The sequence below is a fragment of the Acidovorax sp. GW821-FHT10E03 genome (assembly GCF_059415205.1).
The window spans coordinates 209,422-231,293 of record NZ_JBWKMU010000009.1 but is presented as its reverse complement, the minus strand read 5'-3'; the positions used below and the strand labels follow the sequence as shown (position 1 = coordinate 231,293).

Annotated in this window: 20 protein-coding genes; 3 read left to right on the top strand and 17 right to left on the bottom strand. The window is 69.5% G+C overall.

All coding sequences use genetic code 11. From position 1 onward, the window contains the following. Nucleotides 1-11 precede the first annotated feature (11 nt). The 14 genes from AC07OD_RS17690 to AC07OD_RS17625 form a co-directional block, all read right to left on the bottom strand. Entirely contained in the window at nt 12-1,178 is a 1,167-nt protein-coding gene (locus AC07OD_RS17690; protein WP_494597653.1) for an ABC transporter substrate-binding protein, read from the bottom strand. 118 nt (nt 1,179-1,296) lie between these two features. Then, a complete protein-coding gene (locus AC07OD_RS17685) occupies nt 1,297-2,046 on the bottom strand; it encodes an ABC transporter ATP-binding protein (RefSeq protein ID WP_492808002.1) in 750 nt (249 codons plus the stop codon). Next, nucleotides 2,043-3,953, bottom strand: coding sequence for a branched-chain amino acid ABC transporter ATP-binding protein/permease (locus AC07OD_RS17680; RefSeq protein WP_494597652.1), 1,911 nt, complete (start codon nt 3,951-3,953; stop codon nt 2,043-2,045). The genes AC07OD_RS17685 and AC07OD_RS17680 overlap by 4 nt, the downstream gene beginning before the upstream one ends. Then, the gene (locus AC07OD_RS17675) at nt 3,950-4,978 is read right to left on the bottom strand and encodes a branched-chain amino acid ABC transporter permease (RefSeq protein ID WP_494597651.1); all 1,029 of its coding nucleotides are present in this window, start codon (nt 4,976-4,978) and stop codon (nt 3,950-3,952) included. The genes AC07OD_RS17680 and AC07OD_RS17675 overlap by 4 nt, the downstream gene beginning before the upstream one ends. Before the next feature lie 245 nt (nt 4,979-5,223). Beyond that, complete coding sequence (locus AC07OD_RS17670) at nt 5,224-6,378, bottom strand: ABC transporter substrate-binding protein (RefSeq protein ID WP_494597650.1); 1,155 nt, start codon at nt 6,376-6,378, stop codon at nt 5,224-5,226. 124 nt (nt 6,379-6,502) lie between these two features. Then, nucleotides 6,503-7,132: a TetR/AcrR family transcriptional regulator gene (locus AC07OD_RS17665; protein WP_494597649.1), complete on the bottom strand. Its 630-nt coding sequence runs from the start codon at nt 7,130-7,132 to the stop codon at nt 6,503-6,505. A 137-nt stretch (nt 7,133-7,269) separates the two neighbouring features. After that, nucleotides 7,270-8,355: a 1,2-phenylacetyl-CoA epoxidase subunit PaaE gene (gene paaE, locus AC07OD_RS17660; protein WP_494597648.1), complete on the bottom strand. Its 1,086-nt coding sequence runs from the start codon at nt 8,353-8,355 to the stop codon at nt 7,270-7,272. A 25-nt stretch (nt 8,356-8,380) separates the two neighbouring features. Then, nucleotides 8,381-8,908, bottom strand: a complete 528-nt coding sequence (paaD, locus tag AC07OD_RS17655; RefSeq protein ID WP_494597647.1) for a 1,2-phenylacetyl-CoA epoxidase subunit PaaD — start codon at nt 8,906-8,908, stop codon at nt 8,381-8,383. Between the two features lie 14 nt (nt 8,909-8,922). Continuing rightward, nucleotides 8,923-9,699: a 1,2-phenylacetyl-CoA epoxidase subunit PaaC gene (paaC, locus tag AC07OD_RS17650; protein WP_494597646.1), complete on the bottom strand. Its 777-nt coding sequence runs from the start codon at nt 9,697-9,699 to the stop codon at nt 8,923-8,925. 11 nt (nt 9,700-9,710) lie between these two features. Then, entirely contained in the window at nt 9,711-10,034 is a 324-nt protein-coding gene (gene paaB, locus AC07OD_RS17645) for a 1,2-phenylacetyl-CoA epoxidase subunit PaaB (protein ID WP_218296905.1), read from the bottom strand. A 109-nt stretch (nt 10,035-10,143) separates the two neighbouring features. Then, nucleotides 10,144-11,157: a 1,2-phenylacetyl-CoA epoxidase subunit PaaA gene (gene paaA / locus AC07OD_RS17640; RefSeq protein ID WP_494597645.1), complete on the bottom strand. Its 1,014-nt coding sequence runs from the start codon at nt 11,155-11,157 to the stop codon at nt 10,144-10,146. Nucleotides 11,158-11,190: 33 nt separating this feature from the next. Further along, nucleotides 11,191-12,498 carry a phenylacetate--CoA ligase PaaK gene (gene paaK, locus AC07OD_RS17635; protein ID WP_494597644.1) on the bottom strand — a complete coding sequence of 436 codons (1,308 nt, stop codon included), beginning with the start codon at nt 12,496-12,498 and terminating at the stop codon, nt 11,191-11,193. A gap of 32 nt (nt 12,499-12,530) precedes the next feature. Then, nucleotides 12,531-13,001, bottom strand: coding sequence for a hydroxyphenylacetyl-CoA thioesterase PaaI (gene paaI / locus AC07OD_RS17630; RefSeq protein ID WP_494597643.1), 471 nt, complete (start codon nt 12,999-13,001; stop codon nt 12,531-12,533). Nucleotides 13,002-13,008: 7 nt separating this feature from the next. Next, on the bottom strand, nt 13,009-13,812 hold the full coding sequence (locus tag AC07OD_RS17625; RefSeq protein WP_494597642.1) for an enoyl-CoA hydratase-related protein: 804 nt from the start codon (nt 13,810-13,812) through the stop codon (nt 13,009-13,011). A 144-nt stretch (nt 13,813-13,956) separates the two neighbouring features. Here AC07OD_RS17625 and paaN point away from each other — a divergent pair, with 144 nt between their 5' ends. Beyond that, nucleotides 13,957-15,636: a phenylacetic acid degradation protein PaaN gene (paaN, locus tag AC07OD_RS17620; RefSeq protein WP_494597641.1), complete on the top strand. Its 1,680-nt coding sequence runs from the start codon at nt 13,957-13,959 to the stop codon at nt 15,634-15,636. Nucleotides 15,637-15,701: 65 nt separating this feature from the next. Here paaN and AC07OD_RS17615 read toward each other — a convergent pair whose 3' ends face one another. The 3 genes from AC07OD_RS17615 to AC07OD_RS17605 all read right to left on the bottom strand — a co-directional run bounded on the left by AC07OD_RS17615 (nt 15,702) and on the right by AC07OD_RS17605 (nt 19,440). Then, the gene (locus AC07OD_RS17615; protein WP_218341320.1) at nt 15,702-16,922 is read right to left on the bottom strand and encodes an MFS transporter; all 1,221 of its coding nucleotides are present in this window, start codon (nt 16,920-16,922) and stop codon (nt 15,702-15,704) included. An 82-nt stretch (nt 16,923-17,004) separates the two neighbouring features. Beyond that, nucleotides 17,005-18,339 (bottom strand): sulfatase family protein, encoded by a 1,335-nt coding sequence (locus tag AC07OD_RS17610; protein ID WP_218296899.1) that lies wholly within the window; start codon nt 18,337-18,339, stop codon nt 17,005-17,007. A gap of 147 nt (nt 18,340-18,486) precedes the next feature. After that, nucleotides 18,487-19,440 carry a tripartite tricarboxylate transporter substrate-binding protein gene (locus AC07OD_RS17605; RefSeq protein ID WP_494597640.1) on the bottom strand — a complete coding sequence of 318 codons (954 nt, stop codon included), beginning with the start codon at nt 19,438-19,440 and terminating at the stop codon, nt 18,487-18,489. Between the two features lie 125 nt (nt 19,441-19,565). Here AC07OD_RS17605 and AC07OD_RS17600 point away from each other — a divergent pair, with 125 nt between their 5' ends. After that, nucleotides 19,566-20,090, top strand: coding sequence for a MarR family winged helix-turn-helix transcriptional regulator (locus AC07OD_RS17600; RefSeq protein ID WP_369643533.1), 525 nt, complete (start codon nt 19,566-19,568; stop codon nt 20,088-20,090). A gap of 152 nt (nt 20,091-20,242) precedes the next feature. Then, nucleotides 20,243-21,826 (top strand): MFS transporter, encoded by a 1,584-nt coding sequence (locus tag AC07OD_RS17595; RefSeq protein ID WP_218296896.1) that lies wholly within the window; start codon nt 20,243-20,245, stop codon nt 21,824-21,826. Nucleotides 21,827-21,872: the final 46 nt, after the last annotated feature.

The following is a 21,872-nucleotide window of genomic DNA, read 5'->3' as shown; positions in this document are numbered from 1 at the left end:
GCCTGTGCGGCCTATTTGGTGAACCGGCCGTCACGGCCCATCATGAGCAGATCCACGAACTTGCCCGAACTGTGTTGCGTGGCCGACAGCTCCACGGGGTAGCCGCCCAGGTTCACGCTCTTCATCGACTCCATGGCCTGCACCAGGCTGGCGCGCGTGGGCTTGGCGCCCGCGCGCGCCAGCGCCTCGACCAGGAAGCGGGCGGAGATGAATCCCTCCATCTGGCTGAAGGTGTACTCGGTGATGCCCTTGGCCTTGGCCAGGGTCTGGAACTCGCGCGAGATCGGCATGCTCTGGTTCCACGGCGAGGGCACGACCTGCGACACCACCACGCCCCGCGCGCGCTCGCCCAGCGCCTTGACCAGCTGGGCGTTGCTGATCACCGAGAGCATGTAGAAGGTGGAGCGGTGCCCGGCCGCCAGGTAGGCATCGACGAAATCCACGCTGGGCTTGCCCGCGCTGATGACGATGATGGCCTGGGGCGTGGCCTTGGCCACCGAGGCCACGGCGTCCGCCATCTTCGAGCCATCCACCTCCAGCGGGGCCTGGGCCACGAGTTCCACCTTGTGGTTCTTGACCGACTTCTCGACCGAGGCCAGCCCGCCCGTGCCGAAGGGGTTGTTGAGGTAGACCGCCGCGATGCGCGCGATGCCCACCGAGGCCAGTTGCTTCACGGTGGCGTCGAGCTCGGTCGCATAGCCTGCCTTGATGTTGAACACGTAGCGGCTGCTGGCCTGGCGCAGGCCGTCGGAGCCCGTGAACGGCGCGATGAAGGGCACGCCGCGCTCCTCGGCGATCGGCAGGGCGGCCAGCGCGGGCGGGGTGCCCGCGTACTGGAACAGCGCGAGCACGTTGTCCTCGTCGATCAGCTTCTTCGTGTTCTCGGCCGCCTTCTTGGGGTCGTAGGCATCGTCGAGGGCGACCACGCGGATCTTGCGGCCGCGCACGCCGCCCGAGGCATTCACATGGTCGAAATACAGGGCCGCGCCCTGGCGCACCTCGCTGGTCAGCGCCGCGAGCGGGCCGCTCAGCTGGCAGGACTGGCCGATCACGATCTCGCTGTCGGTCACGCCCGCGCTGTCCTGGGCCCAGGCCGTTCCCGCCAGACCCGCGGCCAATGCCCCACCCGAACGCAAAAACGCCCTGCGTGCCAACCCTGGCTGAACGCCTGTCTTCATGCTTTGTCTCCTGTCGTATTCATGGATCTTCACAACGCAAAAGCCCTTCCGCAGCCCCAAGGCCTGCGAAAGGGCGAAACAGGACGGTCGCTGCGCTGCGCGGCGGTCCTCGGGACTTTCAATGGGCTTCGGCCCGGGCGTGCGCCGCCCCTCCCATGCCCAGGTAGGTGTCGATGATGCGGCGGTCGTTGAGCAGGTCCTGCGCGGCGCCCGTGAGCGCCACGGCGCCCATCTCCAGCACATAGGCGCGGTCGGCCACGCGCAAGGCGGCGCGGGCGTTCTGCTCCACCAGCAGCACCGACACGCCATGCTGGCGCAGCGAGGACACCACCTGCAGCACCTCGCGCACGATCAGCGGCGCCAGACCCAGCGAGGGCTCGTCGAGCATCAACAGGCGCGGGCGGGCCATCAGCGCACGGCCGATGGCCAGCATCTGGCGCTCGCCGCCCGAGAGCGTGGAGGCCAGTTGCACGCGGCGCTCGCGCAGGCGCGGAAAGATCTCGAACACCTCTTCCATGCGCAGCGCCTGGTCGCGCTGGCCCTTGCGCCAGCGCGAAAAACCGCCCAGCAGCAGGTTGTCCTCCACCGACATTTCGCCAAACAGCTCGCGCTTTTCGGGCACCAGCGCCACGCCACGCGCCACCATGGCTTCCACGCTGGGGCGGGCGATGCGCTCGCCGGCCAGGCTGATGGAGCCGGTGGCCGGCAGCAGGCCCATGGCCGCGCACAGCAGCGTGGTCTTGCCGGCGCCGTTGGGGCCGATCACGGTGACGATCTCACCCTCGTTCACATCGAGCCGGACCTGGTGGACGGCCTCCACCTGGCCATAAGAGACGCTCAGGTCCTGGAGTTGCAACAAGGCGGTCATGCGGCGGCTCCTTCAGCAGCGGTGGCGGGCAGGTCATCGTCAGCACCACCCAGATAGGCATCGAGCACGCGCTGGTTGCTCTGCACCTCTACGGGTGTGCCCTCGGCGATCACGGTGCCGAACTCCAGCACGGTGATGCGGTCGGCCAGGTTCATCACGAACTCCATGTCGTGCTCCACCACCAGGATGCCCAGGCCCTCGGCGCGCAGTTGGCGCAGCAGGTCGGCCAGGGCCTTCTTTTCCAGATGCCGCAGGCCGGCGGCGGGCTCGTCGAGCAGCAGGATGGCCGGCTGGCCGGCCAGGGCACGCGCGATCTCGACGATGCGCTGCTGCCCCAGGGCCAGCGAGGCGGCGGGAGCGTCGGCATGGGCACCCAGGCCGCAGCGCTCGATCTGGCGGCGGGCCTCGGCCAGCAGGGCGGCTTCCTCGGCGCGGTCCAGGCGCAGCATCGAGGCGATCCAGCCGCGGTGGGCGCGCTGGTGCGCGCCCAGGGCGACGTTCTCGACCACGCTGCGCTGGCCCAAGAGGCGCACGTGCTGGAAGGTGCGCGCCATGCCCAGCTTGGCAAAGGCGCGCGAGGGGCGGCGCAACATGGCCTGGTCCATCAGGCGCACCTCGCCCTCGGTCGCGTCGTCCACGCCCGAGACCATGTTGAAGAAGGTGCTCTTGCCCGCGCCGTTGGGGCCGATCAGGGCATGCACCTCGCCGGCCTTCACGTCCATGGAGACGTTGTTGTTGGCGACCAGGCCGCCGAAGCGCTTGGTCACGTTGCGCGCCTGCAGCAGCACGGTGCCGGCCGCGGGCAGCGTGCGCTGGCCGAGCGGGGCTGCCTCGCGCACGGCACGCGGTGCCTCGCGGCGCAGCCAGCGATCGCCCAGGCGCTGCAGCGTGGGCCACAGGCCGTCGGCAAAGCGCTGCAGCACGAAGACCATGAGCAGTCCGAAGACGACGACCTCGAAATTGCCGCTGGTGCCCAGCAGCGAAGGCAGCACGTCCTGCAGCTTTTCCTTGAGCAGGGTGATGAGGGTGGCGCCCAGCACCGCGCCCCAGAGGTGGCCGGCGCCACCGACCACGGCCATGAACAGGTACTCGATGCCGATGTTGAGGTTGAACGGCGTGGGGCTGACAAAGCGCTGCAGGTGCGCATACAGCCAGCCCGAGATCGCCGCCAGCAGCGCCGCCAGCACAAAGAGCTTGATGCGGTAGCGCGCCGTGTCCACGCCCATGGATTCGGCCATCACCCGGCCGCCCTTGAGCGCGCGGATGGCGCGGCCCTCGCGCGAGTCGAGCAGGTTGTGCAGCAGCCACAGCGACACCAGCAGCACCGCCCAGATCAGCACGCCGATGGCGCGCGGCGAGGCCAGCGAGAAGCCCGCCACGACGAGCGGCGGCACGCCGGTGATGCCGGTCTGCCCTCCCAGGAATTCCATGTTGCCGAACAGGTAGTACAGCGACAGGCCCCAGGCGATGGTGCACAGCGGCAGGTAGTGGCCCGACAGCTTGAGCGTGACCGAGCCCAGGCCCCAGGCCACCGCGAAGGTGATCACCAGGCCGAGCACCAGCCCCACCCAGGGCAGGCCGGCCATGCCGACCAGGCCCGAGAGCGCCTGCACCGACGCGGGCGCCGTGCAGATCCAGGCCGTGGCATAGGCCCCGACGCCCACGAAGGCCGCCTGGCCGAAGGAGGTCATGCCGCCCACGCCGGTGAGCATGACCAGGCCCGCCGCGACGATGGCATACAGGCCGATGTAGCTGAGCATGACCACGGTGAAATCGGGCAGGAAGCCCCAGCACAGGGCCAGCAGCGCCACGGCCGCGAGCGTGAGCTGGGTGCGCGTGGCGATGCCGCGCGATGTGCCTGCATCGTGTGTGCCGGCAGCCATATCTGTCTTGACGGGCGCGGTCATTCCTCATCCTCCACATGGCGGCTGTTGAGCGAGCGCCACCACAGCACGGGAACGATCAGCGTGAACACGAGAACCTCCTTGTAGGCACTGGCCCAGAACGATGCAAAGGCCTCCAGCTGGCCCACGATCAGCGCGCCGAGCAGCGCCATGGGATAGCTGCCCAGGCCGCCCACGATGGCCGCGACGAAGCCCTTGAGGCCGATCAGAAAACCCGTGTCGTAGTACACGGTGGTGAGCGGGGCGATCAAGAGGCCCGAGACCGCACCGATCAGCGCGGCCAGGGCGAAGCTCACGTCGCCCGAGAGTTCGGTGGGAATGCCCATGAGGCGCGCCCCCACGCGGTTGAGGGCCGTGGCGCGCAGCGCCTTGCCCACCATGGAGCGGCCGAAGAACAGGAACAGCAGCATCACCAGCGCCAGCGTGACGCCCAGCACCACGAGCGACTGGCCCGAGATGGGGATGCCGCCGAGGTCGAAACGCGCCTCGGAGAACGGCGGCGTGCGCTGCCCCTCTGCCCCGAAGAACAAGAGGCCCAGGCCCACGAGCACGCCGTGCAGCGCGACCGAGACGATGAGCAGCATCAGCACCGTGGCATCGGCCAGCGGGCGGTAGGCCAGGCGGTACAGCAGCGGCCCCATGGGCGTGATCAGGATCAGCGTGGTGAGCGCCTGCATGCCCAGCGAGGTGGGGCGCAGGCCGATGATCAGCCCCGCCGCGATGACCGGCAGCACCAGGCACCAGACCACGGTGGCAGGCCAGTTCACGGGGCTGCCGCGCTGGTAGCGCACGGCCTCCACCACCAGCACCACCGCCGCCATGCCCAGCAGCAGCCACAGCGTGCCGGGAATACGCCCGCCCTGCATCATGGCCATGGTCAGCGCCCCAAAGGCCACGAACTCGCCCTGGGGGATGAAGATCACCCGGGTCACGGAAAAAACCAGCACCAGCGCCAGCGCCATCAGTCCATAGATGGCGCCGTTGACAATGCCGTCCTGCCCCAACAGCAGGGCGATCTGCAAATCCATATTCGGCTTTCTTTCACAAGGCAGACACGCCGCAGGCCGCAGGAACCACTCCCCACGCCACGGCGCCAGGCACACGCGCCTGTCTTTCTCAAAGCTCCGGCACCGCACACGCCCCATGCAACCGGCGCGGCCCATGCCAGCGCTCCCGTGCAAGGGCCGCCCCGCCGCACCGGGAGCGTCCCCCTCCCGACTCGCGCAGCGAGACGAGAGAGGGGGAAGGCGCGCAGCGCCTCAGGGGGTGCTTGTTACGGCTGGTATTTCCAAGTGCCGTTCTCGATCTTGACCATCACGCGCGCGCGCTGGTCCAGGCCCAGGTGGTCGTTCTCGGACATGTTGAAGATGCCGTGCGCGCCGGGCACTTCCTTGATCTGCTCCAGCGCATCGCGCAGGGCGGTGCGGAACTCCACCGTGCCGGGCTTGGCCTTCTTCAGGGCCACGGGCACGGCGGCGGCCATCAGCACGCCCGAATCCCAGCCGTGGGCGCCGAAGGTGGAGACGCTGTCCTTGCCGTTGGCGGCTTCATAGGCCGTGACGTAGGCCATGGCGGACTTCTTCACGGGGTGCGAGGCCGGCAGCTGCGAGGCCACGAGCACCGGGCCCGAGGGCAGGAAGGTGCCTTCCACGTCCTTGCCTCCCACGCGCAGGAAGTCGGCATTGGCCACGCCGTGGGTCTGATAGACCTTGCCGGTGAAACCGCGTTCCTTGAGCGCCTTCTGCGGCAGTGCGGCGGGCGTGCCGGAGCCGGCGATCAGCACCGCGTCGGGCTTGGCCGAGATCATCTTCAGGGTCTGGCCGGTCACCGAGGTGTCGGTGCGCGCATAGCGCTCGTTGGCGACGATCTGGATCTTCTTGATGGCGGCGGCCTTGGTGAACTCCTGGTACCAGCCTTCGCCGTATGCGTCCGAGAAGCCGATGAAGGCCACGCTCTTGACGCCCGCATTGGCCATGTGGTCCACGATGGCCAGGGACATCATGATGTCGTTCTGCGGGGTCTTGAAGACCCACTTCTTCTTGGCGTCCATGGGCTCGACGATGCGCGCCGAGGCGGCCATGGAGATCATGGGCGTCTGGGCCTCGGCGACCACGTCGATCATGGCCAGCGAGTTGGGCGTGGTGCTCGACCCGAGGATGATGTCGACCTTGCTTTCGCTGATCAGCTTGCGCGTGTTGCCCACGGCGGTGGTCGTGTCCGACGCGTCGTCGAGCACTATGTAGTTGACCTTCTGGCCGCCGATGGTGCGCGGCATCAGGGCGATGGTGTTCTTCTCGGGGATGCCCAAAGATGCGGCGGGGCCGGTGGCCGACACCGTGACACCGACGGTGATGTCGGCGAGGGCGGCGCCGCAGGCCATGGCGGCGGCCGCGGCCACCAGTGCGAGTTGTGCGAAACGGAACTTCATGCTTTTGTCTCCTGTGGATCGTTGTGAAGAAAGGAAGAAAGAGGTCAGCGCAACGGGGCGCTCTGGCCTGGACCCGGCTCTTCGCGGCCGGTGGGGAGTGCACGGAGTGCGTGGTCTGGCATTGTCATGGACGGGGGGGCCTTTCGGCCAGTGGCGGAGGCATGCGCACCGCGGGAAACCCACCAAAGAACAGGTCGGCCACGATGGGCGCCATGGTCCCGTAGTCGAGTTCGCCGTCGGGCTTGAGCCAGGTGAACATCCAGTTGATCATGCCGAACAGCAGCATGGTCAGCGCCTTGGTCAGGCCGGCGGCATCGGTGTCGGGGCGCAGTTGCCCCAGCGCGGTGGCGAAGGCGGCCACCACGGCGCGCTCCTTGCCCAGGATGCGCTCGCTGTCCTCGGGCTGCAGGAAGCGCACGTCCTCGGTCAGCACGCGGTGGGCGTGCTGGGCCTCGGCGTATTCTTCGACGAAGCGGTGGATCAGTTCGCGCAGCCGCGCCTCGGGCGCGAGCTGCTGGGCCTCGACCTCCTCCACCAGCGCCTGCAGGCGCGAGACATGGCCGTCGGCGATGTGCACGAGCAGGTTGTACTTGTCGCGAAAGTAGTGGTACAGCGTGGGCTTGGACAGGCCGCAGGCCTCGGCCACCTCGTTCATCGAGGTGGCGGGATAGCCGCGGCGTGCGAACAGTTCGGCGGCATGGCGCAGGATCATCTCGCGCTGGTCGTCGTAGCCGGGGGATCGTCCTCGGGCCATGGATGGGTTTCCTTTGTTGCATGCAGAAGTGAAGGGCCGCCATCTTGCCGCATGCCGGCGCCCGGCGGGCACGCACGCGCGGCTTTTCGCACGGCACAGGGTGCCGTGTGCAGCGGTGGATGCCCTGGTCGCGTGCATCAGCGCTCGTCGAAGGACAGCACCACGTGCTCGGTCAGCGGCCGGCACTGGCAGGTGAGCACGAAGCCGGCGGCCACCTCGTTCTTGTCGAGTGCGAAGTTGCGCTCCATGCGCACCTCGCCCTCCACGCACTTGGCACGGCAGGTGCCGCACACACCCGAGGTGCACGAGAACGGCACCTCCAGCCCGGCGGCCGAGGCGGCGTCGAGGATGCTGGCCTGCTCGCCCGAGAACGGGAATTCACGCCTGAGGCCGTCGCGCACGATGGCGATACGGGAGGCCTTGGCGTCGCCCGGCAGCGACTCGTGCACCACGGCGCCCACCTGGCCACCGGCCGGAAGGGCCACGCCAAAACGCTCCACATGGATGCGCTCGGCCGGCACGCCGCCGGCCAGCAGCGCGGCCTCGGCCTCGTCGTTCATCTGGAACGGGCCGCAGATGAAGGCCTCGTCGATCTTCTGTGCGGGGATCAGCGCCTTGAGGAACTCGGCCAGCTTCTCGCGGTTGACGAAGCCCATGTTCAGCGGCGCGTCGGTCTGCTCGGCCGAGAACACGTGGTGCAGCACCAGGCGCGTGAGGTAGCGGTTCTTGAGGTCCTCGATCTCCTCCTTGAACATGGTGGACTGCAGCGTGCGGTTGCCGTAGATCAGCGTGAAGCGGCTGCCGGGCTCGCGCGCCAGCACCGTCTTCATGATGGACAGGATGGGCGTGATGCCGCTGCCGCCCGCGATGCCCAGGTAGTGGCGCTGCGCCTGTGCCTGGATGGGCACGAAGAAGCGGCCCTGCGGCGCCATGACCTGCAGGGTGTCGCCCACCCGGAGCTGCGCATTGATCCAGTTGGAGAACACGCCGCCGTTGACCTTGCGCACGCCCACGCGCAGTTCGGCGTCGTCCACGCCGGCGCAGATGGAGTACGAGCGGCGCAGATCCTGGCCACCGATGTCGGTGCGCAGGGTGAGGTACTGGCCCTGGGTGAAGCCGAAGACCTCGCGCAGCTCGGGCGGCACGTCGAAGGAGACGATGACGGCCTCGGCCGTGTCGGGCTCGATGGCGCGCACGCGCAGGGGATGGAAGATGACGCTCATGTCGGTGTCTTGTGGTGGGTGGCCGTCACAGCGGCTTGAAATGTTCGAAGGGCTCGCGGCAGGCCATGCAGCGGTACAGCGCCTTGCAGGCCGTGGAGCCGAAGGCCGAGAGCCGCTCGGTCTGCAGGCTGCCGCAGCGCGGGCAGGCCAGGGCCGGTGCGGCGGCGTTGGCGCGCGGCATGAAGCGCAGCGGCACCTCGGTGCCCAGCGGCAGCGGGCCGGGCGGCGCGATGCCATAGGCCAGCAGGCGGGCGCGGCCACGTTCGGTGATCCATTCGGTGGTCCAGGCCGGGGCGCGCTGCAGTGTGGCGTGGGCCGGGCCCAGGCCGGCGGCCTCGATGGCGGCGAGCACGTCGTGCTCAATGGCCTCGGTGGCCGGGCAGCCGGAATAGGTGGGTGTGAGCACGATCTCCAGGCCATCGCCCGCCAAACGCACGTCGCGCACGATGCCCAGGTCGCACACGGAAACCGCGGGCACCTCGGGATCGGGCACGCCGTCGAGCACCGCCCACGCGCGGGCGATGCGCGCGTCGGCAGTTTCAGCAGGCGCCATGGCCTCGGCCATCATCACCACACGCCCCCGGGGAAGCTGCGCTGCAGGTACTGCATCTCGGTCAGGATGAAGCCCATGTGCTCGCTGTGCACGCCCTGCTTGCCGGTGCTGAGGAAGGCCGATTCCTTGGGCGTGGCCAGGCTGGCCGCGGCCAGGATCTGCGCCATCTCGCCGGTCCAGGCCTCCCGCAGGTCGGCCCAGCGCGGGCCCAGGCCGGTGGCGTGGGCGGATTCGTCCACCGCGTCGGCCGCGAAAATCTCGGGCGTGTAGCGCCACAAGGCCTTCAAGGCCGCCTCGGTGCGGCGGCGCGACTCGGCCGTGCCGTCGCCCAGGCGCACGACCCAGTCGGCCGCATGCTGCTGGTGGTAGCGCGCCTCCTTGAGGGCCTTGCCGGCAATGGCGGCCAGCTCCGTGTCGCTGGAGGTGGCCAGGCGCTCCCACAGCAGCTTGAAGAGGGTGGCCACCATGGCATTGCGCACCACGGTGAAGGCGAAGTCGCCGCGTGGCAGCTCCACCAGGGTCACGTTGACATAGTCGCGCTCGTCGCGCAAAAAGGCCAGCTGGTCCTCGTCGTGGCCACGGCCTTCGAGCTGCCCGGCCCGGGTGAGCACGGCGCGCGCCTGGCCCACGAGGTCCAGCGCCATGTTGGACAGGGCGATGTCCTCTTCGAGCACGGGGCCGTGGCCGCACCATTCGGACAGGCGCTGGGCGAGGATGAGGCAGGTATCGCCGATGCGCAGCAGGTACTGCACGGCCGGGTCCTGGCTGGTGTGGATGCTGGTGGCTTGCATGGCAGTGGCGCTCACATGTGGTCCACGGACTCGGGCAGCACGTAGAAGGTGGGGTGGCGGTAGACCTTGTCCTGCGCCGGGTCGAAGTACATGGACTTCTCGCCGGGGTCGCTGGCCACGATCTGGTCGGAGCGCACGACCCAGACGCTGGTGCCTTCCTGGCGCCGGGTGTAGACGTCGCGCGCCAGCTGGATGGCCATCTTCGGGTCGGCGGCGTGCAGGCTGCCGCAGTGCTTGTGGTCCAGCCCGGCCTTGCTGCGCACAAAGACCTCCCAAAGGGGCCATTCGGTGGCGGTCGCAGAGGTCGCGGCGTCAGAAGGGGCGTTGGTGCTCATGGGGTTTCCGGACATTCGTTAAATGCGTTGCACTACTTTTTTGATAGCTATTAGCGCTTTATGGATAAGCGCTAGAGGCCTTTTTTTATTCAAATTCTTTGCGGTGATATCAGGCGGCAGCCTTCACCGGCGCGTACTTGGCCGCGTGCGCAAGGGCCGCTTCGCGCACCCAGGCGCCGTCTTCCCAGGCTTTCACGCGGGCGCCCAGGCGCTCTTCGTTGCAGGGGCCGTCGCCGCCGATCACGCGCCAGAACTCGCTCCAGTCGATGGCGCCGTAGTCGTGCGCCTGGCGCTCCTCGTTCCATTGCAGGTCGGGGTCGGGCAGCGTCACGCCCAGCACGCGGGCCTGCTCCACCGTGGCGTCGATGAACTTCTGGCGCAGCGTGTCGTTGGAGACGCGCTTGATGCCCCAGCGCATGGATTGCGCGGAGTTGGGCGACTGGTCGTCGGGCGGGCCGAACATCATGATCGACGGCCACCACCAGCGGTTGACCGCGTCCTGCACCATGGCGCGCTGGGCATCGGTGCCCTGCTGCATCATGGTGAGCAGCGCGTCGTAGCCCTGGCGCTGGTGGAAGCTCTCTTCGCGGCAGATGCGCACCATGGCGCGCGCGTACGGAGCGTACGAGCAGCGGCAGATCGGCACCTGGTTCATGATGGCGGCGCCATCGACCAGCCAGCCGATGGTGCCCATGTCGGCCCAGGTCAGCGTGGGGTAGTTGAAGATGGAGCTGTACTTGGCACGCCCGGTGTGCAGCGCATCCAGCATCTGGTCGCGCGAGGTGCCCAGGGTCTCGGCTGCGGCGTACAGGTACAGGCCGTGGCCGCCCTCGTCCTGCACCTTGGCCAGGAGGATGGCCTTGCGCTTGAGCGTGGGCGCGCGCGTGATCCAGTTGCCCTCGGGCAGCATGCCGACGATCTCCGAGTGCGCGTGCTGGCTGATCTGGCGCAGCAGGGTCTTGCGGTAGTGGTCGGGCATCCAGTCCTTGGCCTCGATGAATTCGCCCGCGTCGATGCGCGCGTCGAAGGCCTCCTGGCGCTGCATCTCTTCGGCGCTGCGCAAGGCCTTGTTGCCGGCGTCGCCGCCTTCCTTGCCCATGGTGTCCATGGCCTGGGTGTACATGGTGTTCGTCCTTTCGTGCAAAGGTGCGCGGCTTCAGCGCGCGCGCTGGTCGATCACGCGGCGGGCCTTGCCCACCAGCGTGCGTTCGATGGAATCGGTGGCCAGCACCTCGACCTGGCAGGTGATGCCCACCAGGGTCTTGATGCGGTGCTGCACCCAGCCGGTGAGCTCGCTGCGCTCGCCCTCGGCCACGCCGGGCTGCAGTTCGCAGCGCACGGTGACCTGGTCGAGGTTGCCGTCGCGCGCCACCAGGATCTGGTACTGGCCCGAGAGCTTCTGGTTCTGCAGCACGATCTCTTCGATCTGCGTGGGGAACACGTTGACGCCGCGGATGATGAGCATGTCGTCCGAGCGGCCCACGATCTTGCCCATGCGGCGGAAGGCGCGCGAGGTGGGCGGCAACAGGCGCGTGAGGTCGCGCGTGCGGTAGCGGATGATGGGCAGCGCCTCCTTGCTCAGCGAGGTGAAGACGAGCTCGCCCTCTTCGCCGTCGGGCAGCACCTCGCCCGTCTCGGGGTCGATGATCTCGGGGTAGAAGTGGTCTTCCCAGACCACGGGGCCGTCCTTGCTCTCGATGCACTCGCTCGCCACGCCAGGGCCCATCACTTCGGACAGGCCGTAGATGTCGACTGCGTCGATGCCGGCCTTGGTCTCGATCTCGCGGCGCATGGCCTCGGTCCAGGGCTCGGCGCCGAAGATGCCGACCTTGAGCGAACTCTCGCGCGGGTCCATGCCCTGGCGCACGAACTCCTCGTTGATGACCTGCATGTACGAGGGCGTGACCATGATGATGCTGGGCCCGAAGTCGCGGATCAGCTGCACCTGCTTTTCGGTCTGGCCGCCGGACATGGGGATCACCGTGCAGCCCGCGCGCTCGGCACCGTAGTGTGCACCCAGGCCACCGGTGAACAGGCCATAGCCGTAGGCCACGTGGATCAGGTCGCCCGCACGCCCGCCGGCCGCGCGGATGGAGCGCGCCACCAGGTCGGCCCAGGTGTCGATGTCCTTCAAGGTATAGCCCACCACCGTGGGCTTGCCCGTGGTGCCCGAGGAGGCGTGGATGCGCGCCACCTTCTCGCGCGGCACGGCGAACATGCCGAAGGGGTAGTTGTCGCGCAGGTCCTTCTTGACCGTGAAGGGGAACTTCGACAGGTCGGACAGCTGCTTCAGGTCCCCGGGGTGCACGCCCTTGGCGTCGAAGGCCTGCTTGTAGTGCGGCACGTTGTCGTAGGCGTGCTGCAGCGTCCAGCGCAGGCGCTGCAGCTGCAGGGCCTGGACCTCGTCGCGGCTGGCGGTTTCGATGGGTTCCAGGTCGCCTGGGGCGGGGTGGCGCACGGCCATGGATGTCTCCTGTGGGGTTCTGGGTAGGGGGGTCAGCGGGCGGCGGCAGCAGCTTCGAACGGCACGGTGTGCTTGCCCTTCATGCAGTACGAGCGGCCGCGGAACACGGCGATGGCCTCGCCACGCTGGTTGTGCACGTTCACGTCGTACACGCCGGTGCGGCCGGCCAGCGAGACCTCGGTGGCCACGGCGGTGAGGCGGTCGCCCTCGCGCGCAGGCGCCAGGAAGTCGATGGACAGGCCCGAGGCCACCGTCATGTCGTTGCGCGCGTTGCAGGAGAAGGCGAACGCCGAATCGGCCAGCGTGGTGATGAAGCCGCCGTGGCAGATGTCGAAGCCGTTGAGCATGTCGGCGCGCACGGTCATCTCAAGCGTGGCCTGCCCCGGCGCGATGGCGGTGATGGCGATGCCCAGGCCCTGCGTGGCGCGGTCGTTGGCGAGCATGCCGGTGCGCACGTGCTCGGCGATGGCCTGGGGGTCCATGGATGCGGTGATGGAGTCCATAAGGTGTTCAGCGGTCTTTGAAGACGGGGGCGCGCTTGCCGATGAAGGCTTCGACACCCTCGCGGTAGTCGGCCGAGGCACCCAGCGTGCGCTGCATGGCAGCCTCCTGGGCCAGGGCCTGGCCGTAGTCCATCTGGGCGGCGGCATCCATGGCGTTGCGCGTGGCCACCAGGGCCTTCACAGGCATGGCGGCCAGGCGCTGGGCCAGGGCCTGGGCTTCGTCCTGCAGGGCCGCGTCGTCCACGCAGCGCCAGATCAGGCCCAGGCGCTCGGCATCGGCCGCTGGCAGCTTGTCGCCCAGCAGCGCCAGGCCCAGGGCCTGGGCACGGCCCACCAGGCGCGGCAGCAGCCAGGTGCCGCCGGTGTCGGGCACCAGGCCGATCTTGGTGAAGGCCTGGATGAAGCTGGCCGAGCGCGCGGCCAGCACCAAGTCGCACGAGAGCGCCAGGTTGGCACCCGCGCCCGCGGCCACACCGTTGACGGCGGCCACCACGGGGATGGGCATGCTGCGGATGCGCAGGCACAGCGGGCCGTAGAGTTTCTCGATCACTTCACCCAGGTCCTTGGGCGCGGCGCCGGGCGTGAGGTCGGGCGCCACGGCCGGGTCGGCCAAGTCCTGCCCCGCGCAGAAGGCCCGGCCCGTGCCCGTGAGCACCACGCAGCGCACCTCGGCGTTGGCCGCAGCGGCCTCCAGGGCGTCCAGCAGTTGCGCATGCAACTCGGCGGTAAAGCTGTTGAGCGCGGCGGGCCGGTGGAGCGCCAGTGTTTGCACGGCGCCCGACTGCGTCACAAGAACAAGGGGTTCAGACATGGATGCTCCTGCCTACCAAAGTGGGGAAACGTTGTATTGATCGGCCGCAAACATTATTGACCGACCGTTCGGTAGAGAATAAACTTTCCACAACCCTGACACAAGTCAAACCCCTCAGGGCAAACCCTTAACGGAGACAAATACATGCCCCTGTTCGATACGCACCGTGCCCTGCTCGATGGCGCCCTGGACGCCCTGGCCACGCGCGGCCACTGGACGCCCTTCCCCGAATCGCCCTCGCCCAAGGTCTATGGCGAGACCGGCCAGGCCGACGGCCAGGCGGCCGTGGCCGCCCTGCTGGGCAAGGATTTCCCGCTGCAGCAGCCCGGTGAACAGGGCCGGCTGGCGACAGAACGCTCGCCCTATGGCGTGGCGCTGGATGTGCGCTACCCCGACTGCGACGTGCACGCGCTGGTGGCAGCGGCCCAGGCGGCCGAACCCGCGTGGCAGGCACTGGGCGCGCAAGGCCGCGTGGGCGTGCTGCTGGAGGCGCTCATGCGCATCCACCGCCGCAGCCATGAGATCGCCCACGCCGTGATGCTGACCACAGGCCAGGGCCCGATGATGGCCTTCCAGGCCGGGGGCCCGCACGCCCAGGACCGCGCTCTCGAAGCCATCGCCTACGCCTGGAAGGCCATGGCCGACGTGCCCGGCGAGGCGCTGTGGGACAAGCCCCAGGGCAAGAACCCGCCGCTGGTGATGCAAAAGCACTACGAGATCGTGGGCCGCGGCGTCGCGCTGGTGGTCGGCTGCGCCACCTTCCCCACCTGGAACACCTACCCCGGCCTGTTCGCCGCGCTGGCCACGGGCAACCCGGTCATCGTCAAGCCGCATCCCCATGCCGTGCTGCCGGCCGCGATCTCGGTGAACATCCTGCGCGAGGTGCTGGCCGAGCAGGGGCTGGACCCGAACACCGTGACCCTGGCGCTGAGCCCCCGCGCCGAAGACACCCAGGCCCTGGCCACGCACAGCGCGGTGGCCAGCATCGACTTCACGGGCAGCAACCAGTTCGGCCGCTGGCTCATCGACAACGCCCGCCAGGCGCGCGTGTATGCCGAGATGGCCGGCGTGAACACGGTGATCATCGAATCCACCGACCAGTACGCGGCCCTGCTGCGCAACCTGGCGTTCACGCTGTCGCTGTACAGCGGCCAGATGTGCACCACCACGCAGGACCTCCTGGTGCCGCGCGGCGGCATCGCCACCGACGAAGGGCACAAGAGCTTCGAGCAGGTGGGCGCGGACCTCGCCGCCGCCGTGACCGAGCTGGCCTCGAACCCGCGCGTGGCCACCTCGGTGCTGGGCGCCGTGGGCTCGCCCGAGACCGTGGCGCGCATGCAGCGGGCCAGCGGCCAGGGCCGCCTGGTGCTGGCCTCGCGCGCCCTGCCCCACCCCGAGTTCGCGAACGCACAGATCCACACGCCCGTGATCGTGGCGCTGGAGCAGGCCGACAGCGCCATCTACGGCCAGGAATGCTTCGGCCCCGTGTCCTACCTGGTGGCCACCGATTCGGGCGCCGCCAGCCTGCAGGTGGCCGAGGCCACGCTGCGCGCGCATGGCGCACTGACCCTGGGCGTGTACTCCACCGACCGCGCCTACATCGACGCCGCCATCGCCTTGGGCCGGCGCACGCGCGTGGCCCTGTCCATCAACCTCACGCAAGGGGTGTTCGTGAACCAGTCGGCGTCGTTCTCGGACTACCACGCCACGGGCGGCAACCCGGCCGCCAACGCCAGCTACACCAACCTGGCCTTCGTGGCCGACCGCTTCGTGATCGTGCAGCGGCGCGAGCATGTGCAGGCGGGGTCCGCTGCGGCAGCGTGATCGGGCGGGCGGCAGGTGGCGGGGCGCCCGGCCCCTGCCCGCTCCGCCGGGACGTGTTTGCGGTCTCAGGCCGGGTGCTGCCGGCGCACCCACCACGACAGCCCCAGGCCCACCACCGAAGCCACGCCGGTGACCGCCCAGGTGAAATGCCAGCCGCCCGCCAGGCCCGCCACCCAGGCCACCAGCGGCGGGCCCAGGAACTGGCCACAGGCCGAGCACTGCTGCACCCAGCCCATCGTGGTGGACACCGTGTGCTCGCTGGGCGCCACCCGGACCGCCAGGGCAAACAAGGTGGCCGGAATCATCCCGCCCACCGCTGAAAACGCCACCACGGCAGCGAACCGAAGAACCGCGCCATCCCCCGCCAAGGGGCTGAAGGCCACCACCGTGGCCAATGCCGTGCCGCCGAAACCGAGGGACAACAGACGGTGCGTGCGCCAACCCGCCCGCATCAAGCCGCCGGCCCCCAGGTTCCCCACCACGTTGGCCGCGCAGGCCAGTGCGGTCAGCGCACCGGCAGCCACGCCGCTGACGCCCGCCTGCATGTAGATGGAGGGCAGAAACCCGATGACGGCCAGCCACTGGCAGGAGTACATGCCAAACGCCACCGCCACCACCCAGGGCCCGGGACTGGCCAGGGTGAGCCGCAGCCGCCGCGCCAGAAGGACCACCGCGGGAGACGGCGGGTCGGTGCGCGGCCGCGCCACGGTGGCGCGCAGCGCATCCGGGCCCACGGCCAGGGCCAGCCAGAGCCCCGCGCAGCCCGCCAGCACACCCAGCAGACCCCACCAGGCCTGCCAGCTCCACAGCCCCATGACCACCGGCCCCGCCAGAAGCGCCAGGGCAACGCCGGCGGGCATGTAGGCACCCCACAGCCCCATGAAGGCGGGCAGCCTGGCAGCGGGCACCAACTGCCGCATCAAGCTGGGCGCCGGCAGCACAACCCACAGGAAACCCAGCCCCTCCAGCGCCCGCAATGCCAGCAGGTCCGCCGGATGGCGGGCCCCCACGCCCGCCAGGCTGGCGATACACAACACGCCCAGCCCATACAGCATGCTGCGCCGCAGGCCAAAACCATCGGCCAGCGCCCCCACCAGAACGCCGAGCAGCATGCCCGCCAGCTGGACCGCCGACAGCAGGAAGCCCGCCTCGACCAGCGAGACCCCCAGCGTCTCCCGCAGCACGGTGATGGCGGGTGGGATCTTGCCGATGTGCAGCGCGGCCGCGAGCCCCGCCAGAAACACGGCGATGGGCGCGCGCAGGGGAAAGGAAGTCAACGGGGGCATCTTCAAGGCATGGATTCGGAAGGAAGGCGGGCGGATGGCATGTGCCCCCCATACCATAGCCGACAGCCCCGCCGGCCGCCCGTCACCGCTGCGGCATGTCCTTGACCGAGTAGCCCAGGCTCACCGTCGCGTCGTCCGGGATCGCGGGCATGGACGCATTCCATGCCTCCCAGGCCGCGCGCATCGTCCGCAGCCGCTCGGGTTCCACGGGAGCCCGGTTGGCGCGCTCGCGTTCGTCCTGCGACAGATCAAACAGGTAGTCGTTGCCGTCCACACGCAGGTATTTCCAGTCGCCCTGGCGCATGGCGCGCTGGCCCCGGTGATTCATGCGCCAGAACAGGGGCGGCGCATCGTGCAGGGCGGCATCGCGCAGCAGCGGCATCAGCGAGCGGCCGTCGAGCGGGTAGTCCCCATGCGCCGCCACGCCGGCCGCATCGAGCATCGTGGCCGACCAGTCCATGGTCATGCAGGTCTGCGGGCTCACGCCGCCCGGTGCGATCACGGCGGGCCAGTGGGCGATCCACGGCACGCGGATGCCGCCTTCGGTCAGGTCCATCTTGCCGCCCACCAGGGGCCAGTTGTCCGAGAAGCGCTCGCCGCCGTTGTCGCTGGTGAAGACCACCAGCGTGTCGCGCTCGATGCCGTGGCGGCGCAGCGCGTCCATCAGGCGGCCAATCCCTTCATCCATGTGGTGGATCATGCGGCGGTAGGTCTCGATGTTGCCGCCATGCAGGTGGAAGAGGTTGCCCTTCACCTCCTGCGCAAGCGCCCCGTCATCGCGCGTCTCCCACGGCCAGTGGGGCGCCGTGTAGTGCAGGCTCAGAAAGAACGGCGTGCCGGCCTGTGCGCCCGGCGCCATGCGCTCCACGTAGCCGAGCGCATGGTCGGTGATGAGGTCGGTGAGGTAGCCGTCCTGCTGTTTTTCCTCTTCGCCCAGGTACAGGTCATGGGTGCCGTTGGAACTGCAGTGCGTGAAGTAGTCCACCCCGCCCGACATGGGGCCGAAGAACTCTTCGTAGCCTGACTGCAGCGGCCCGAAGGCCGGCGGGTAGCCCAGGTGCCATTTGCCCATGAGCGCCGTGCGGTAGCCGCCCGCGCGCAGCAGCGAGGGCAGCGTGGGGTGCGACGGCGGCAGGCCCAGCGTGGTGCTTCCCCGGCTCTTGCTGTTGATGGGCTCCTCGGCCGCGCCGCGCAGGCGGTACTGGTAGCGCGCCGTCATCAGCGCGAAGCGCGTGGGCGAGCACACGGGCGAGTTGGAATAACCCTGGGTGAGCTTCAAGCCCTGCGCGGCCAGGCCGTCGAGCACGGGCGAGACCGGGCCGAAGGCCGCTTCGCGCCCGCCGTAGCAGCCCAGGTCGGCATAGCCCAGGTCGTCGGCGACGATGAAGATGATGTTGGGGCGGGTTTTGATGGTCATCTCGAAGTCCAGTTTCACTAAACCGCGCCCATTGCCTTTGCAACAGGCACGGCCGAGGCGAGGGGCGGCAAGCAAGGGCCGCCCCGCAGCAAGGCCGCCGTCCCCTTCGAGGGGGAAGCGGCAAAGCCGCTCAGGGGGTGCTTCCTGTCAAGGCTTGAAGCCCGAGCGCTGCACGACCGGCGCCCACTGCGCGCGGTAGGCCTTGAGCATGGCCTCGGTCTGGGCCATGGTCGCCACCACGGGTTCCATCTTGGCGGTCTCGAACTTGCGCTGGGTGTCGGGGTCCTTCATCACCTCCACGATCAGCCCGGCCAGGCGTTCGGCCTGGGCCTTGGGCATGCTCATCGGGGCGAAGAAGGTGTTCCAGCCGGTGGCGGCCAGGTCCATGCCGGCTTCCTTGAAGGTGGGAATCTTCGGGTCCAGCGGGCTGCGCTTGGCGCTCGACACGGCCAGGATGCGGATCTTGCCGGCCTCGTGCTGGGGCAGCAGGGTGTCGAAGGTGTCGAACGCCACGGGCACCTGCCCGCCCAGCAGGTCGTTGAGCAGCGGCGCCGAGCCCCGGTAGCCCACCACCTCGGCGCGCACCTTGGCGGCATCGCCCACCATCAGCCCGAAGAAATGCGGCAGGCTGCCCGTGGCGGGCACGCCGAAGTTGGCCTTGTCCGGGTTGGCGCGCAGCCAGGCCATCAGGTGCGGCAGCTCCTTCACGGGCACGGCGCTGGCCACGGCCACGCCGAACTCGTAGCTGTTGACGTGGCTCACGGGACGGAAGTCGCGCTCGGGGTCATAGCCCGCGTCGGGGAACACCAGGGGCGCCACCAGCATCACGGCGGGGTTGGCCAGCAGCAGGGTGGGCTGGTTGGCGGGCGCGGCCTTCACGGCCTGGGCCGAGAGGCGGCCGCCCGCCCCGGTCTTGTTCTCCACGATCACGGGTGTGCCGAGCTTGGTGCCCAGCTTGTCGGCCACGATGCGGGCCACGCGGTCGGTGGCGCCCCCGGGCGCATAGCCCACCACGATGCGCAGGGGCGTCTCCTGCGCCTGGACCAGGGACGCGGACAGGGCAAGCGCGGCGGCGAACGCAAAGGCAAGGGGTTTCCACATGGTCGAAATATCTCCAGGGCAAGGGCATGGGCCCTGCGCGGCCGCGCAGGTGGTGAGGTTGATGGGCGCACTGTATTGGCCACACAATCAATTGATCTAATCAATTCTCGCCCGGAAATACCCTGATGCCCGCACCGCCCGGCCACCGCCTGACCGACCCGCAGGCCGCCAACGACCTGCTGATGTACCGGCTCAACCGCCTGCTCGCCGTGGCGGGCAGCCTGGTGGTGCGGCTGTGCGAGGGCGGCTACGGCATCACGCGGCGCGAGTGGGGCCTGCTCATGATGCTGGCCCAGCACCCCGGCATGCCCCCGGCCGAGCTGGCCCGGCGCCTGGGACTGGACCGCGCACGCACCTCGCGGGCCGTCACCTCGCTGCTGGCCAAGAAACTCATCACCCGCGACGCCATGCCCGGCGACCGGCGCCAGGCCGTGCTGACCCTCACGCCCGCGGGCCAGGCGGTGCACGACGGGCTGTTCCCGCAGGTGAAGGCGCTCAACCAGGAACTGCTGGCCGGCCTGGAAGCGCCGGATGTGCGGGCGCTGGACCATGCGCTGTCCGACATGCAGCAGCGCGCCGAGGCGCTGGTCGCGGCGCGCACCGACGTGCCGCGCACCTACCGGCTGCGGGGCGGACGGCACACCGACTGAGGGGCATCCCGCCGGCACCGCCCCAAAACAGGGATGAGGCGATATCCTTCCATCCCGCATGCCGCCGCAGCCGAAAAGCGGCCGCGCGCCCGCCCAGCCGAGTCTCTCCCGCCCGACGGCCCCACCACGACGCCCCCCGCAGACCACCTTTCATGTCCCAGCACCCAACCTCTTTGTGGAGCCCCTTGCGCCAACCCGCGTTCCGGGGGCTGTGGATCTGCGGTGGCATCTTTTTCGTGGGCAGCGGCATGCAGACCATGGCGGCCGCCTGGCTCATGGTGGAGCTCACGGGCTCCTCGTTCCTGGCCGCGCTGGTGCAGACGGCCGTGTTCATGCCCATGTTCCTGCTGGCCTTGCCGGCGGGGGTGCTGGCCGACACCACCGACCGGCGGCGCCTGATCTCCGGCGCGCTGCTGGCGCAGGTGGGGGCCAGCGCGCTGCTCACGCTGCTGGTGCTGGGCGGCTGGGGCGGCCCGGCGTCGGTGCTGTTCCTGGTGTTCGTGTGCGGCTGCTGCACGGCCGTGCTCACGCCCGCATGGAACTCCTCGGTCATCGACCCCGTGCCGCGCGACGAGTGGCCGCAGGCCATCACCGCCGTCAGCATTGCCTACAACGCCGCGCGCGCCGTGGGCCCCACGATGGCCGGCCTGGTGTTTGCCCAGCTGGGCGCGGGCTGGGTGTTCGCCGTCACGGTGACCACCACGCTGGTGATGTGGCAGTCCATCCGCCGCTGGCCGCCCAAGGCCCATCCCCCGTCCAAGCTGCCGGCCGAACGCCTGTGGGGCGGCACCTTGAGCGGCCTGCGTTTTGCCTGGCACTCGCGCATCATCCTCGCGCAGCTGGTGCGGGTGATGGCCTTCAGCGCGGCGGGCTCGGCCCTGTGGGCGCTGCTGCCGGTGATCGCCCAGCGCCAGCTGGGCACGGGCGCACAGGGCTTCGGCCTGCTCATGGGTTGCCTGGGCACCGGGGCCGTGGCCGTGGGCCTGGTGCTGGGGCGCCTGCGCGCGCGCTTTGGCATGGAGGCCATCGTGGGCGCGGGCGGGGTGGTGTTCGCCATGGCCATGCTGGTCGCGGCGCTGACCAAGATGGCCTGGCTGGTCTACATCGCGATGCTGTTCGCCGGGGCCGCATGGATGTCGGCCATGTCCACCTTCAACACCGCCACGCAGGCCAGCGCGCCGCAGTGGGTGCGCTCGCGCGCCGTGGCCATGCACATGGTGGCGGCGCTGGGCGCGTTCGCCATGGGCTCGGCGTTCTGGGGCGCGGCGTCCGACATCATGGGCCTGGCCCCCACGCTGTACGTGGCCGCCGCGCTCATGGGCGTGGGCCTGCTGCTGGCGCGCCCCATGCCGCTGCGCATGGGCGCGCTGCACGAGGTGACGCAGGCCACCCCCTGGGATGAGCTGTTCATCGAGGCCGAACCCCTGCCCGAGGCGGGCCCCGTGGCCGTGGAGGTGGGCTACCGCATCGCGCCCGGCACCGACGCCGCCTTCCTCGACACCATCAGCCAGATGAAGGCCCCGCGCCGGCGCGACGGCGCCACCTTCTGGCGCGTGTACAAGGACCTGGGCGAACCCTCGCGCTACGTGGAGCGCTTCATCGTCGAATCCTGGGCCGACTACCTGCACCAGCGCGCCCGCGCCACCATGGCCGACCAGGCGCTGGAGACGGAAGTGCGGGCCTTCTTGGCACCCGGCGAGGTGGTGCGCATGTCGCACTACATCGCCGAGAGATAGCTCCCCCCTGAGCCGCTTCGCGTCTTCCCCCTGAGGGGGGACGCCA